We start from the raw sequence: 14,255 nt of genomic DNA, 5'->3' as shown, positions 1-14,255 counted from the left end.
CGGCTATTTTCGGTCCATCGCATTCGAGCCGGAAAGGAAAACACCATGTCTGACCCAGCCAACACCACGCCACGCCGGGCGCTGATCGTCGTCGATGTGCAGAACGACTATGATGGCGGCAGTCTTGCCATCCAGCATCCGCCGTTCCGCGACAGCGTCGTCCATGTGGCGCGGGCGATGGATGCAGCGACTGCTGCTGGCATCAAGGTGGTGGTCGTCAAGCAGATGGCGCCCGAGACATCGCCGATCTTCGCTAGGGGAAGCCATGGCGGCGAACTGCATCCCGAAATCGCCAAGCGTGAGCGCGACTATTATGTCGAAAAGAACCTGCCCTCCGCCTTCACCGGCACCGACCTCGAGGACTGGCTGCGCGCCAACGCCATCGATACGATCACGGTGGTCGGCTACATGACGCATAATTGCGACCTGTCGACCATCATCCACGCCGTGCATATGGGCTTTGCCGTCGAGTTCCTGTCGGATGCGACCGGCTCGGTGCCTTACGCCAACAGCGCCGGCTACGCCTCGGCCGAGGAGATCCACCGCGTGGTCACGATCATCCTGCAGTCGCGCTTCGCCGCCGTGCTCAAGACCGCCGAATGGGTCGAGTGCCTGAAGACCGGCGCGCTGCCGGAACGCGACACCATCTTCGGCTCCAACCAGCGGGCGCTCTCGCGCAGCGCTGCTTAGGGTTATCCGAAAACAGAAGGGCGCTGCATCGCTGCGGCGCCCTTTGCGGTTTGAACTGAAGGATTTTAGAACAGGCCTTCGATCTGGCCCATCTCGTTGAGGAAGATCTTTTCCGAGGACGGCGCCTTGGGCAGGCCGGGCATGGTCATGACCTCGCCGCAGATGATGACGACGAAGCCGGCACCGGCCGAAAGCCTGACCTCGCGCACCGGCACCGTGTGGCCGGTCGGCGCGCCGCGCAGGTTCGGGTCGGTCGAGAACGAGTACTGCGTCTTGGCCATGCACACCGGCAAGTGGCCGTATCCGGCGTCTTCCCAGGCCTTGAGCTGGTCGCGCACCGACTTGTCGGCGATCGCTTCCGAGCCGCGATAGATGCGCTGGACGATGGTGTTGATCTTCTCGAACAGCGGCATGGCATCGGGATAGAGCGGCGCGAACTGCGAAGCACCGGATTCGGCCAGTGCCACCACCTTGTTGGCGAGATCCTCGATGCCGGCCGAGCCGTGCGCCCAGTGCTTGCACAGGATCGCCTCTTCGCCCATCGAGGCGACATAGTCCTTCATCGCCTGGATCTCGGCGTCGGTGTCGGAGTAGAAGTGGTTGATGGCAACCACCGCCGGCACGCCGAACTGGCGGATGTTCTCGATGTGGCGGCCGAGATTGGCGCAGCCCTTCTTCACCGCTTCGACGTTTTCCTTGCCGAGGTCTTCCTTCTTGACGCCGCCATTCATTTTCATGGCGCGCACGGTGGCGACAATGACGGCCGCCGCCGGCTTGAGGCCCGCCTTGCGGCACTTGATGTCGAAGAACTTTTCAGCACCGAGGTCAGCGCCGAAGCCGGCTTCGGTGACGACGTAGTCGGCGAGCTTGAGCGCCGTCGTGGTGGCGACGACCGAGTTGCAGCCATGCGCGATGTTGGCGAACGGGCCGCCATGCACGAAGGCCGGGTTGTTCTCCAGCGTCTGCACCAGGTTCGGCTGCATGGCGTCCTTCAACAGCACGGCCATGGCGCCGTCGGCCTTGAGGTCGCGGGCATAGACCGGCGACTTGTCGCGGCGATAGGCGACGATGATGTCGCCGAGGCGCTTTTCGAGGTCCTTCAGGTCGGTCGACAGGCACAGGATGGCCATGACTTCCGAGGCGACGGTGATATCGAAACCGCCCTCGCGCGGGAATCCGTTGGCGACGCCGCCGAGCGAGCAGATGATTTCGCGCAGCGCGCGGTCGTTCATGTCCATGACGCGGCGCCAGACGACGCGGCGGGTGTCGATGCCGAGCTCATTGCCCCAGTAGATGTGGTTGTCGATCAGCGCCGAAAGCAGGTTGTGCGCCGTGGTGATGGCATGGAAGTCGCCGGTGAAGTGGAGGTTCATGTCCTCCATCGGCACGACTTGCGCATAGCCGCCGCCGGCGGCACCGCCCTTGACGCCGAAGTTCGGGCCCAGCGAGGCCTCGCGGATGCAGATGATCGCCTTCTTGCCGATGCGGTTCAGGCCGTCGCCGAGACCGACCGTGGTCGTGGTCTTGCCTTCGCCGGCCGGCGTCGGGTTGATGGCGGTGACGAGGATCAGCTTACCGTCCTTGTTGCCCTTCACCGATTTGATGAATTCAGCTGAGATCTTGGCCTTGTCGTGGCCATAGGGCAGCAAATGTTCGGTCGGGATACCGATCTTCTGGCCGATCTCCTGGATCTGCTTTTTCCTGGCGCCGCGCGCGATCTCGATGTCGGACTTCACTTCGGCCATGACGGCTTTCCTCTGGATTGGACGATGGAGGGGACGGGTTGATCTTACTCGCAGGCAGGTTGGACCCGGGCGCGGGCATGTTCTAACCCTGTCGCTGCCGCGGCGTCAACTTTCATGCAACTATGTTTCCTATAGAGAAAATTCCTCTGCGGACCGGCCGACCTGTCATCGGTTCTTCCTGGCTCCGTTGCCGCGCCGTATAGAAGCCAGAGGACACGCCGCGCCGCCGTCTCAAAACAGCCGCACAATGCACGGAATGCGACAGAGGCGACGGCGCAAATTCGCCATCGCCTGGTCCCTAATGGAACAGCGCTACTGCGTCAGAACGTTGCTGATTTCGACCATGTTGGAGCGCACCCTGAGCACATAGAAGCCCATCGTCGTCAGATGCGTCGGCAACAGCCAGCCATCCTCGCGGCCATTGGCGATGATGAAAGGCTGGATCTTCAGCGCCGAAACGAACTGCGAGTCCATTGTGTCCCACAGGTTCTGCAGATGCTTTTCCTTGATGACGTCCTCGAAGTCGGCCTGGGCGCCCTTCATCAGGCCGTAATAGCCATAGAGCTGGCCATAGGCGAACCAGTAGCGGTCGTCGGCGCGGAAGTCGAACCAGCCATTGTTGTGGTTCTCGGCGCGTTCCTTGAGGATCGCCGAGGTCGAGCCGATGTCGGACGAGATGCGGTCGATATACTGTTTCAGATTGTCGGCGCGGGCGTCGAATGTCGCCTGGCAGGTAGCAAGGCGAGCGTTGAAGGAACGCAGCATGCGCACAGCGTCGCGATAGTAGCTCGGTGTCGGCGTCTTGGGGCCGAACGGGTTCAGGCCGAAATACCAGGTCTCCTCGTCGAACTGCAGGTTGCCGCGGGCATTCTGCAGATCGCTGTCGATCTGCGAGGTGGTGCGGACGCGGCCGAGATTGTCAGCGAGTTCGGTCGCGGTGCGCCGCACCGCCTGGTTGATGCCGCGCTGGAAGGAGGCCTTGTTGTCCATCCACGGCGTGTTGTCCCAGTCGATGCCGAACAGGCCAAGCTTGTAGAGGATCATCGACGAGATCCAGGCATTCTGGTTGACGTTGTAGTCGGTCAGGTCGGCGGCGATCTGGGCAATGCCGGAGTTGCCGCAGGTCTTGGCGGTGTCGGTGCCGGCGCCGGCGGAGACCTGTTCGCCGGCGGAGACATTGCGCTTCTCGAACGTGTAGGTGTCGGGATAGTTCGGGTTGAAATTGTTCCACCATTGGGTGGCGTAGAAGAAATTGGCGTAGAGGCCGATCAGCACCAGCAGGGCGAGGCCGACCGCCGCCTTGAGGATCCAGCCGCGCTGCGTGTACCAGCGCCCGGCCCACAGGAACGGCCACAGGATGACGCCGATCAACAGGCCGATGCCGCGGCCAATCCACTGGAAAATGCGGGTGAAGAAATTCACGATCGGATCGAGCATGGCTGTGTCACCCCCTCAAAGCATGACGCCAAAAAGTTGCAGGCTTTTTGGATAACATCATGCGCCAAAACAAGAAGTTAGAACGACATAACGATTCATTTCGTTCTAGTCAGTCAGGCCGTAGAGGCGTGTGCGAAACGCCACCTTGTCCTTCAAATATGTGGTTTTGAGAACGTCCACAACATGCGATCGCCACGCGTCGCTGAAGCCGCCATAGTCCTCATAAAAGCCGTCCTTGTTGAAGATGTAGCGCGAAACGAAGTCCGACGGTACGAAATCCGAGATCAGCCGGTTGGTCAGCCAGGCGTCGGGGTGGTCAGGCTTGGCGCGGATGACAAGGAAACGTTGCTGCGGGAAGACATCCTCGATCTTGAGGTGGCCGAGTTGGGCGATCTCGCGCTTGGCGGCGTTGAGGAACGGAAAATTGCCGTCTCTGGTGATCAGGTCGGCATGGCTCTGGATCCAGGTCTGCAGCCAGACCTTGTCGACATCGGTCAAATTGCGGTTCGGCTCGGCATCGCGGATCAGCGCGCGCACCACCATCTCGGCGCGGTGCTCGAGATAGCCCGAGGTCTCCACCCAGGAGGCACGCGGCAGCTCGATGCGGCCGGTGGTGGCGAGGAACTTGAACACCTTGTCGGCGTCGTTGATCGAGAGATAGCTGACCTGCCACGGCCGCGAGCGGCGGAAACCGGGGGCGGCCGGATCGCTGATCACCGTCGTTATATCAGGGTCGACGAACACGTAGAGACCGCCGAAGTGACTGGTCCAGTAGGCATTGTGGCGGAAGATCACCTGGTCGGGCACCAGCGCGTTCTCGCGGATGTCGCCGCAGATCTTGGCAAGCTCCACCATCCGGTTCAGCATGGCGCTGTCGCGCCAGGCATCGGGCTCCTGCTTCAGCCGGTCCACGAGCTTGCCGAGTTCGGCGGCCTTGCCCAGCACATCCTCGGCCGACAGCACCTTGAATTCGACCTGGCTGATCGACAGCAAATCCTCGATGTCGTTGACCTTCGGAATGGAATCCTCGATCTCGCCGTAGATGACGTCCTTGATCGTCAGCGCATCGATGGCGCGCCGGTTCCTGGACATGAACTCGAACATCAGTTGCGAGGTGTTGGAGAAGGCGGTGTGCACCACCGGCAGGTCGATCTGCGACGGCGTCAGGATGATGAAGCGGCGGTTGACCTCGTTGGGATCGAGATAGTCATAATCATCGCATTCCTCGGCCACTTCAGGCGAGAAGCCGGTGCGGTCGATCTGCAAGCTCTTTAGTTTGGTCGGCTTCAAGCCGAATGCGGCGAGCGCCTTGTTGTAGCGCTGGATCAAATGCGGCTCGTCGACCGTCAGCAGCCGGCCATAGATCAGCTCGTTGTCGCGCAGGAGATCGGGTTTCTTGGCGGGTTTTGTGGTCAAGGTGCATCGCTCCCGAGGAGCGTGCCAGCACCCCCCTCTGGCCTGCCGGCAATCTCCCCCTCAAGGGGGGAGATTGGCAGCGTCGTCCGTGTCGCTTCTCCAGATAGGTCGAAGATTGGCAAAAGCGATGGTGAAAGTCGATCTCCCCCCTTGAGGGGGAGATGGCCGGCAGGCCAGAGGGGGGTAGGCGCGCACTCACGCATTCCACAGCCCCTTCTTCATCATCTCCTCCATCTCGCGCGCGGCCCGTTCGCGCAGGCGGGCGTCGCGCAGCAGCTTTTGTACGGCGGAGTCGTCGGACTTGTCGGAATAGCGGAACTCCGAGTCGGCGTAGCGGTTGATCTCCTGCATGACCATGTCCATCGAAAAGGGGCCGCGCAGTTCCTCGATCATCGCTTTCTTCTCGTCATAACCCTTGCGCATGAAGACTTCCGGCTTCTCGAACCAGTCGTCGGGAAGCTCGATGTCCATGGCGCGCATCTTGATGGCGTCGGTGACGTTTTTGATGGCGCGGCCGGTGAAGCGGGGCTCGGCATCCTTGATCAGGTGCAGATAGGTGCCGATGTCGGCCATCGTTTTCGGCGCGCCGTTCTCCTTCATGTAGCGCTCGTAGACCTTCATCAGCCCGTCTTCTTGCGGCTTCTCGTGCCCCTCATAGGCTTCGGTCACGGCGCGCTGGATTTCCTGCGCGGCGTAGAGATCGTGGTCGCCGAGCGGGATCTTGTGGTTTTTTCCCGCCAGCAGGACAAAAATATCGATGTAGTCGTTGCGGCTCTGCGGCCCGTCGACCAGCCAGCGGGCGCCGGCGCGCTGGCGCAGCGCGTCGTCGACATTTTCGGGATAGTTGGAGAACATGCCGAACGAGCAATTGCCGCGCACCACGGTCGCGGCACCGGCGAAGGCATCCATCAACACGCCGGTGATTTCCTGCTGGCCGGCCGAGGCGCGGTCGTCTGAGCGGCGCGCCGCCACCTGGTCGATGTCGTCGATGGTGCCGAATCCGATGACGCGCGGGTTCAGCACATTGTTGATGAACTGGCGGCAGTTCTGGCCTGATTTGCCCTGATAGGACGAGATCTGGTCGACGCCGAAATTCTCGTAGGCGAAGGGATAGCCGGCGACCTGGCAGTAGCCGTTGACGAGGCCGGCGATCATCTGGATCAGGGTCGTCTTGCCGGTGCCGGGGGCGCCGTCGCCGATGAAGGTGAACAGGAAGCCGCCGAGTTCGACGAACGGATTGAGTTCGCGCTCGAAGTCGTAGGCCATCAGCATCTTGGCGAGCTTGACCGACTGGTATTTGGCGATGTGATTGCCGACGACCTCTTCCGGCTTCTTGAATGTCATCACCAGCGGTTTTGAACGCTTGCCCGGCGCGACGTCGAAACCATCGAGGGTGAAATCGTCGGCATCGATACGGATATGCGCGCTCTCGAACGGGCCGATGCCGTCGAAGCGGCCCTTGCGGGCCAGAAGCCCGTCGATGGCGACGCGGGCGAAGGCACGCGCCCTTGTCATCAGGTCGGCGTCGTCGGACGATCCCGAGATCGCCTTGTCGAGGCCGGCCAGGATCGACTTCACCGCATCCTGCGGCGTGTCGAACAGGAAGTCCGGTTCGGGACTGTCGTTGGGCGCCTCGCCGTCGCTGTCGATCAGCTGGAACAGGTAGGAGGCGAGGCTGAAGGCCGAAATGTAAGCCGAGGCCGACAGAAGCTTCTTGAAGGTAGACGCCTCGTCGCCTTCGAGCGGCGCGCGGGTGTTCTTGGCCTGCAGACTTTCAAGGTCCGAGCCCTCGGCAAAGACGTCCGATATTGCCAGCGCGATCGCCGTGCCGCGCCGGGCGCGAAACAGGAGCGTGTGCTGCGGGATGGTCAGCAGCTGATCATCGGGATGAACGGCGCCGACGGTCTTCGACAGCTCGACCTCGCGCGTGCGGCGCACCGAACCGACCGAGACGGTCGAAACGAAGCGGCGGTTGGTGCCGGCAAGTGCTGTGCCGGAGGAGCTAGACGGGTCCTCCAGCACGACGACACGGGTGATGAAGCTCTGCGCGGTAGCGCGGTGCTTCTCGATGGCGGCTTCCGGGATGGTGGTCAGGCCGGTATCCATGAAGGGTGCTCCGTGGTGTGACGGTCAGACGTCTGAGATGACCTGTCCGTTGGACAGGATGTGAACCTTGTAGCCGGCAAAGATCTTCTGTGCCTCGCCGGCGGCGTAGAGCGCCTGATAGGCCTCGTGCGGGATCAGCGCGTGGTTTTCATAGCTCGACACGCCCTGGCGCGCGGCTTCCAGATCGTCGGTGTTGATGAAGAATTCCTGGGTCGTCTTCTCGCTGGAAAACAGGCCCTTGCGGCCGGGCTTCTCGGCCTTGGAATAGACCTCCTGGATGGTCCAGGTCAGCAGCCAGGCATTTTCGGGCTTGCGCACCTTGGCGAGTACCTCGGTCACCGTCGAATTGTTGTCGGTAATGCCAGCCGAATAGAACGGGCCGAGCACGACGCGGCGCAGCTGCTTGGGGTGCAGCGGCTCGAAATCCTTGTCGAGATTGACCGCGATGGTCGCCGGCGACAGCGTGTAGGCGGAGTTCTTCTCGGTGAAATCGTCGAAACGGTGGGCAAGCTCGGGATTGAGCAGGCCATCGACCGGCAGCGGAATGTCAATCGTCTCGTTCAGCTTGCCGTTTCTATCGACAAGCTGGCGAATCATCGTTTCGGACGAATCCTCCACTGTCACCATGTAGACTAGCGGCAGGTTGGCGCTGCCGTCGAACGTCGCCCAGTGGACGAGATAATAAGGCCGCCCCGTCTTCGGATTGACCGAGACCTTGGCCGTTTGCGCCAAGGTGAACGGGCCGAACGTGTTCTCGCTTTTCACGTCCTCGAGATAAAGCCGCTCGGCTATCGACTTCTGCAGCGCCGCGGGGAATTCCTTGTGGCGCAGGATGAAGTCGGCCATTTCCTCGCGCAACTCGCCGGCGAGCGGAATGTTGGCAAGCCGCGCGTCGGCCTGGCGTCGGTCGTTTTCCAGTTCGAGCAAGTTCTGGAACACCGGAAATCCGCTTTCGGCGCGCGAAATGTGGAATGTGTCCATGAAGCCGAGCCGGTTGCGCCAGCAGGAAAACGACTTGTCGAGCCTGGCGATGTGTTCGGCGACGATCTTGGCGACGATGCCATGCCGGTAGAGCGGCGAGCGATCGTCGCGCATGAACACTTCAAGGCCGCTGAGTGCGGCCGTGATGGCGGAAAAATACCGTGCCGCCGTTTCGTTTTCGGGGGTCATGCCTGTGCGCTCGCGGGCAGTCCTGTCACTCCTAAGACTGCACGTAGTTCGCCGAATTGTGCTTCTTCAGCACCTCGTCGAAGCGGCGGGCAAAGGCATCGTCGGCCAGCTTCTTGCGGCGCTGGATGTCGGCGGTAGCGACCATGTTCTTCTCGTGCATCTCGAGCAGGTCGCCGATGTGCTTTTGCGAAGCAGCACCGATGCCGGCCATGGTTTCCTCGGCGGTGTTGTCGACCTGGCTGCCCAGCGTGTTGATCTTGTGGGCGACGTCCTGCTGGGCGGCGGTCTTCAGCGAATCTTCCAGCGCTTTGTAGAGCACGATGCGCTGCTCGGTATCGATGGTCAGCTTGTTGATCAGCGTCGATTGCGCGGCGATCTGGTTGTTGAGCGAATCGACGAAGGTCTGGAACATCGAGGTGTAACGCTCGAGCGTCTGGCTCTCGGCCAGCAGCTCCTGCTCCTTGGCCTGCTTTTCGTTGTATTCCGTCGCCAGCTTGGAGCGTTCGCCTTCGAGCTGCGTGCGGTCTTTCTGGCTGGTCGAAGCGGCGATCTTGTTTTCGATGTCGAGCAGCATCGGGTTGAGCTCCTCGATGCGCTTCTGCACGGCTTCGAGATTGGTCATGGTGGTCTTGCGGCGCTCGATAACCTGAGACAGGCTGGTTTCCGAGGTCTTGTAGCGTTGGTCGAGAACCTCTTTCTGCGCCTTCAATATGCCGACGATGGTGTCGGATTTGACCAGCAGTTCCTGCAGATTGCCGGCCAGCGACATGTTGCGAACGCGGTCGGTGCGCATGCGCTGCTTGCTCTGGCTGGAGAAGATGCCAATGAATTTTTCCCAGCCGGTGTAGTTCTTCATGCTCTCGAACTCGGCGCCGAAGACGTTGGTGGCGTCCTCCAGCCCGATGATCAGGTCGGCAATGTTGCCTTCCATCACCTTCTGCTGCTTCAGCACATCCTCGATGCGGGCGTTCTCGAGGTCGAAATTTGCGTCGCCGATCTTCTTGTCTGATGTGGCAAGCGTATCAAGCATGGTGCCGGATTGCTCGATCTTGGAGCGCATGTCCTGCACGACCTGCTTGGTCTTGGCAATTTCGGCGTCGAAATTCTGCAATGTCGCCATTGGGGCCTCCCGCTTCGGCATGACGTCGCTGGTCGCGAACAGCGGCGAATATATGTGGGGCATCAGGGGATTGAAAGACGTGAAGATAAGGGCGGCGTGAAAACAAAAAAATTCGTCAGGGTCTTGAAAACCAGTGAAGGCGTGGGCTTAGCGTGATTAGCTTGCCGACCAGCCATAGTTCAGCTGTCATTGAACTTTCATGCTGCAAGGCGAAGGCGCACGGATGCCTTTGTATTGGGCAAACCGCCGAAGCAATCGCGGCCGCGATATGCGAGGAGAAAGCCGGCTTTACAGAGCTGACGAACAGCGGATCAGGGCTTGGGATCGGCCTTCAGATAAGCAATGACGTTGGCGATGTCGTCGTCTTTGGCCAGGCCGGCAAACGCCATCTTGTTGCCGGGCACTTTCAGCTTGGGTGCTCTGAGATACTCGGCGAGATTGGCTTCATCCCAGACCAGGCCGGCGGCGCCGGCACTCTTCATCGCCTCGGAATAGCGGCCAAGAAAACTCTCCGCACTTCCGGCGGTGCGACCAACGACGCCCAGCAGATGCGGACCGACCTTGTCGCGGTCGGTGGCTGCTTCATGGCAGGCCATGCACCGGTTGAAGGCCTTCTTGCCCAGGGCCGGGTCGCCGCCGGCATGGGCCACAAGCGAGCTGGCAAGGAGAAGGATGCTGGCGGACGAAGCGGCTCGAAACATGCTGCCTCCGGAGAGTTCTGGCTGGCGGCCTTATAGTACCGAGGCTTTAACAAACGCTGCATCGCGGCGGGATTGCGGAAGACAGGCCCGCGAGTCAGGCCTGTTGTGCCAGATCGCGGCGCAGGAAATCATTCAGCCGCTCGACCGCCTGGGTCGTCGACAGCGGGTTGCGAAGGATGCCGATTTCGAGGTCCGGCAGCACCGGAAGCCCTTCATTGCCGCCGACGATGCGCAGCGACGGTGGTACGCTGCGCAGGGCGAGGCCAGCCACCGCGAGCCCGGCCTGGACGACGGCGATCAGGCCAAGCAGAGAGGCGCTTGAATAGGTACAGCGATAGGAGCGGTCGGCATCGCCAAGCGCCTGCAGAACATTCATCCTGGCGGCGCAGCCCGGTTCGAACAAGGCGACCGGAAGCGGATCGGTCTCCCAGGCGACATGGTTTGATGAGGCGACCCAGACGAAGCGTTCCAGCCGGATCACCTCAAGCGGCTGCTCCGGCAAGCGGGTGATGATCGCCAGATCCAGCCGCCCCTCCGCCAGCGTCTTCACCAGCGCGGTCGACTGTTCGCAGATCAACTCCACCGTCACCAGGGGATGCTCCGCCGCGAAGCGTGAGAGCACGGGCGGCAGGAGGAAGGCGGCATAATCGTCGGGCACCCCCAAGCGGACGCTGCCTGTTTCCTTAGGCCGGGTGACGCTTGCCCAGGCTTCATCCGACAGTTTCAGCAACCGGCGCGCATAGATCAGGAAATCCTCGCCGATCGCATTGGGAGTGACGGTTCTGGGACCACGCACCAGAAGCTGGTTGCCGACCATCTCCTCCAGCCGCTGCATCTGCATGCTGACCGCCGACTGGCTGCGGCCGACCCTGGGTGCTGCATTGGAAAGGCTGCCGCTCTCGACGACGGCGACAAAGGTTTTCAGCAGATTGAGATCGAGTGGCGCGGCCATGGTGCTATCAGTATATCGAATAGGTCATCACAAATCTATTCGCTTGTTTGAAGGTGGCGCCAGTGACCAGATGGTTGCTGGGATCGCTGGGAAACCACCACATGACGGACGCCTCGACAGCCCGCTTTCCGGCCGCGAGCCTTGCTCTGGCAATGGTGATCGCCGGTACGGTCGGCGCCTTCGCCACGGAATCGGGGCTGCATCCCGTTGCCGTCGTCTTCTGGCGATGTGTGTTCGGCGCGATATTCCTTTTCTTATGGTGCCTGTTGCGCGGCTATCTGCCGGATCGGACGCTGTCGCCGTCTCGGCTTGCCCTTGCAGCACTTGCCGGCGTGTGCATGGTGCTGAGCTGGACGGCCTTCTTCGCCGGCTTCGCCATGACATCGATCGCCACGACGACGATTATCTACCATATCCAGCCGTTCTTCGTGGTCCTGATCGGTGTCGTCTTCCTCAAGGAGCGCATCTCGCTCGACCAACTGCTGTGGATGCTCGGTGCGTTTCTCGGCGTCGTGCTGGCCAGCGGCCTCGTCTTCGCGCACGGCCACGACGATGCCAACTGGGCGCCGGGCATTGCGCTGACGCTGGGCGGCGCAATGCTCTACGCCGTTACAACGATCCTCGCCAAGGGCCTTGGTCAGCAGCGCGCCGAAATTACGGTACTCTGCCAAACACTGGTTGGGGTCGTCATGCTCGCCCCGTTCGCCGGCATCGGCCAACATATTGCGCCTGCGTCATGGGGCTGGCTGCTCGGCATCGGCGTGCTGCACACTGGCATCGCCTACGTGTTGATGAATTCGGCCTTTCCGCGCCTGACGACACCGGTGATCGGCGTCATCACCTTCATCTATCCCGTCGTCGCCATCATCGTCGACTGGGCGATCTATGGGCATCCGCTCGGACCGGCGCAGGCTGCCGGCATGGCGCTGATTGCAGTGGCGACGCTGGGTGTGCGGCTGGGTTGGCGGTTTCCGAAGTGGCGTGTCTCGACCGTATGAGCCCGGTGCAATTCCAAGAAAAGCACATAGCGCTCCCCCTGGGAATTGCTCCAAAAACCAAGAGACAGAGTCAGCCCTTGATAAAGCCGATGAAGTCGTCGGGCGCGGCGCGGCCCATTTCTTCTTCCCAATGACGGCGGCAGAGCGAGACATAGACGTCCTTGCCGATCGCCACCTGCTCGCCCAGGCGCGCCACTTTGCCATCGGGGCCGAGGCGCACGACCATCGTCGCCTTGCGGCCGCAGCGGCAGATTGTACGCACTTCGCGCAAATCGTCGGCGATGGCCAGCAGCGCGCGCGAGCCGGAAAACAGCTTGCCCTGGAAATCGGTGCGCAGGCCGTAGCACATGACCGGGATATTCAGCCGGTCGGCGATGCGGGCGAGCTGCCAGACCTGCTCCTCCTCGAGGAACTGCGCCTCGTCGACGAAGACGCAATGCACTGACGTATGCGCGTGATGATCGGCGACGCGGGTGAACAGATCGTCGCCATCGCGGAACATCTCGGCTTCCGTCTCCAGGCCGATGCGCGACGAGATCAGGCCGGTGTCGCCCTTGCGGTAGTGGCCGGCGACGAACAGCATCGTGCCCATGCCGCGCTCGCGATAATTGTAAGAGGCCTGCAAGAGCATCGTCGTCTTGCCGGCGTTCATAGTCGCGTAGTGGAAGTAAAGCTTGGCCATGCCGCTCTTTTAAGCCGACTTGCCCTGATACGGGGAGGGGCGGTCGCCCGCATTCCCCTGAAAAAGCCCGCCCGTCTTCGAAAAAACCGTCCGGCATGGCAAAAGCGCCTGATGTGTCGCTGATTGGCCAGCCCGCGCCGTTGATCGTGATTGTCTTAATGCTTGAAACCACACCAGAATGGTGTTTGGCTGACGAAACAAGGCGGGCATAGAAACCGTAGCTACGCTTCGCCAAAGAATCACAATGGGAGACTGTCTATGTCGCGTATGAACTCTTTCGTCGCCGGCCTCGGCCTGGCGGCTTTTTTGTCCACCAGCGCTGCCTTTGCCGGCGATCCGGCGAGCTGCAAGGCGGTGCGTCTTTCCGATGTCGGCTGGACCGACATCCAGGCGACGACCGGCGTCGCATCGGTACTGCTCACCGCGCTCGGCTACGAACCGCAGACGATCCAGCTGTCGGTGCCGGTGACCATGGCGTCGCTGAAGAACAAGGATCTTGATGTCTTCCTCGGCAACTGGATGCCGTCGATGACCAACGACATCAAGGACTACACCGCCGACGGTTCGGTCGAGACCATCAGCGAAAACCTCAGTGGCGCCGGCTACGGTATCGTCGTGCCGACCTATGTCGCGGACGCCGGCGTCAAGACGCTGACCGACCTCGGCAAGTTCAAGGACAAGTTCGACGGCAAGATCTACGGCATCGAGGCCGGCAATGATGGTAACCGCATCATCCTCGACATGATCAAGAACCCGAAGGACAATCTCGAAGGCTTCGAGCTGGTCGAATCCTCGGAGGCTGGCATGCTCACGCAGGCCGAGCAGTCGATCAAGAGCAATGAGTGGATCGCGTTCCTCGGTTGGACGCCGCATCCGGTGATGGGTGCCATGAAGATCACCTATCTCGATGGCATGGGCGACAGCGGCTTTGGCGCAGCCACCGTGCATACCAATGTGCGCAAGGGTTACACCACCGAGTGCCCGAATGCCGGCAAATTCATCGCCAACCTGAAGTTCAATCTCGACATGGAAGGCGAGATAATGGACGCGATCCTCAAGGGCGCCGATGCCAATACGGCTGCGACCGACTGGCTCAAGAAGCATCCGGACGCGGTTGCTCCGTGGATTGCCGGCGTGACCACTTTCGATGGCGGCGACGCCGCTGCAGCCGTGAAGACTGCGCTCGGAAGCTGAGCAGGTCTTGCGTTCGGCGTGACCGATCAAGAAGGGCAGTCACT

At 61.5% G+C, this 14,255-nt stretch carries 12 protein-coding genes; 3 read left to right on the top strand and 9 right to left on the bottom strand.

Annotated elements, in window-relative coordinates:
• Positions 1-45: 45 nt before the first annotated feature.
• Positions 46-690, top strand: coding sequence for a cysteine hydrolase family protein (locus tag NKJ00_RS13875; RefSeq protein WP_352610502.1), 645 nt, complete (start codon positions 46-48; stop codon positions 688-690).
• Between the two features lie 65 nt (positions 691-755).
• Here NKJ00_RS13875 and NKJ00_RS13870 read toward each other — a convergent pair whose 3' ends face one another.
• From NKJ00_RS13870 to NKJ00_RS13835, 8 genes are all read right to left on the bottom strand, one after another.
• Positions 756-2,435 carry a formate--tetrahydrofolate ligase gene (locus NKJ00_RS13870; protein ID WP_023809872.1) on the bottom strand — a complete coding sequence of 560 codons (1,680 nt, stop codon included), beginning with the start codon at positions 2,433-2,435 and terminating at the stop codon, positions 756-758.
• 312 nt (positions 2,436-2,747) lie between these two features.
• Positions 2,748-3,872, bottom strand: coding sequence for a DUF2333 family protein (locus NKJ00_RS13865; RefSeq protein ID WP_352630066.1), 1,125 nt, complete (start codon positions 3,870-3,872; stop codon positions 2,748-2,750).
• Positions 3,873-3,977: 105 nt separating this feature from the next.
• Positions 3,978-5,288, bottom strand: coding sequence for a DUF6638 family protein (locus NKJ00_RS13860; RefSeq protein ID WP_352610501.1), 1,311 nt, complete (start codon positions 5,286-5,288; stop codon positions 3,978-3,980).
• A gap of 195 nt (positions 5,289-5,483) precedes the next feature.
• Positions 5,484-7,394, bottom strand: a complete 1,911-nt coding sequence (locus NKJ00_RS13855) for an AAA family ATPase (protein ID WP_352630064.1) — start codon at positions 7,392-7,394, stop codon at positions 5,484-5,486.
• Between the two features lie 24 nt (positions 7,395-7,418).
• Complete coding sequence (locus NKJ00_RS13850) at positions 7,419-8,564, bottom strand: hypothetical protein (protein WP_352610498.1); 1,146 nt, start codon at positions 8,562-8,564, stop codon at positions 7,419-7,421.
• A gap of 31 nt (positions 8,565-8,595) precedes the next feature.
• Complete coding sequence (locus NKJ00_RS13845) at positions 8,596-9,684, bottom strand: hypothetical protein (RefSeq protein ID WP_127266549.1); 1,089 nt, start codon at positions 9,682-9,684, stop codon at positions 8,596-8,598.
• A 311-nt stretch (positions 9,685-9,995) separates the two neighbouring features.
• On the bottom strand, positions 9,996-10,385 hold the full coding sequence (locus tag NKJ00_RS13840; protein ID WP_352610496.1) for a c-type cytochrome: 390 nt from the start codon (positions 10,383-10,385) through the stop codon (positions 9,996-9,998).
• Between the two features lie 94 nt (positions 10,386-10,479).
• Positions 10,480-11,337, bottom strand: a complete 858-nt coding sequence (locus NKJ00_RS13835) for a LysR substrate-binding domain-containing protein (protein ID WP_128303730.1) — start codon at positions 11,335-11,337, stop codon at positions 10,480-10,482.
• Between the two features lie 101 nt (positions 11,338-11,438).
• Between NKJ00_RS13835 and NKJ00_RS13830 the strand changes: the two genes are divergently transcribed.
• Entirely contained in the window at positions 11,439-12,335 is an 897-nt protein-coding gene (locus NKJ00_RS13830; protein WP_128303731.1) for a DMT family transporter, read from the top strand.
• 70 nt (positions 12,336-12,405) lie between these two features.
• Here the strand turns inward: NKJ00_RS13830 and NKJ00_RS13825 are convergent, their stop codons facing one another.
• Positions 12,406-13,017: a thymidine kinase gene (locus NKJ00_RS13825; protein ID WP_023809864.1), complete on the bottom strand. Its 612-nt coding sequence runs from the start codon at positions 13,015-13,017 to the stop codon at positions 12,406-12,408.
• A gap of 258 nt (positions 13,018-13,275) precedes the next feature.
• Here NKJ00_RS13825 and NKJ00_RS13820 point away from each other — a divergent pair, with 258 nt between their 5' ends.
• Positions 13,276-14,211, top strand: a complete 936-nt coding sequence (locus NKJ00_RS13820) for a choline ABC transporter substrate-binding protein (protein ID WP_023809863.1) — start codon at positions 13,276-13,278, stop codon at positions 14,209-14,211.
• The last annotated feature ends 44 nt before the right edge of the window (positions 14,212-14,255 follow it).

It is taken from the genome of Mesorhizobium sp. M0227 (genome assembly GCF_040321855.1).
Taxonomy (GTDB): Bacteria; Pseudomonadota; Alphaproteobacteria; order Rhizobiales; family Rhizobiaceae; genus Mesorhizobium.
The sequence above is the reverse complement of the archived record's forward strand: the minus strand, read 5'-3'. Positions and strand labels throughout refer to the sequence as shown.

Coding starts and splice junctions, on each gene's coding strand:
- NKJ00_RS13835 (WP_128303730.1), bottom strand. CDS start 11,337: ATGGCCGCGCCACTCGATCTCAATCTGCTGAAAACCTTTGTCGCCGTC.
- NKJ00_RS13875 (WP_352610502.1), top strand. CDS start 46: ATGTCTGACCCAGCCAACACCACGCCACGCCGGGCGCTGATCGTCGTC.
- NKJ00_RS13855 (WP_352630064.1), bottom strand. CDS start 7,394: ATGGATACCGGCCTGACCACCATCCCGGAAGCCGCCATCGAGAAGCAC.
- NKJ00_RS13870 (WP_023809872.1), bottom strand. CDS start 2,435: ATGGCCGAAGTGAAGTCCGACATCGAGATCGCGCGCGGCGCCAGGAAA.
- NKJ00_RS13825 (WP_023809864.1), bottom strand. CDS start 13,017: ATGGCCAAGCTTTACTTCCACTACGCGACTATGAACGCCGGCAAGACG.
- NKJ00_RS13820 (WP_023809863.1), top strand. CDS start 13,276: ATGTCGCGTATGAACTCTTTCGTCGCCGGCCTCGGCCTGGCGGCTTTT.
- NKJ00_RS13840 (WP_352610496.1), bottom strand. CDS start 10,385: ATGTTTCGAGCCGCTTCGTCCGCCAGCATCCTTCTCCTTGCCAGCTCG.
- NKJ00_RS13850 (WP_352610498.1), bottom strand. CDS start 8,564: ATGACCCCCGAAAACGAAACGGCGGCACGGTATTTTTCCGCCATCACG.
- NKJ00_RS13865 (WP_352630066.1), bottom strand. CDS start 3,872: ATGCTCGATCCGATCGTGAATTTCTTCACCCGCATTTTCCAGTGGATT.
- NKJ00_RS13830 (WP_128303731.1), top strand. CDS start 11,439: ATGACGGACGCCTCGACAGCCCGCTTTCCGGCCGCGAGCCTTGCTCTG.
- NKJ00_RS13845 (WP_127266549.1), bottom strand. CDS start 9,684: ATGGCGACATTGCAGAATTTCGACGCCGAAATTGCCAAGACCAAGCAG.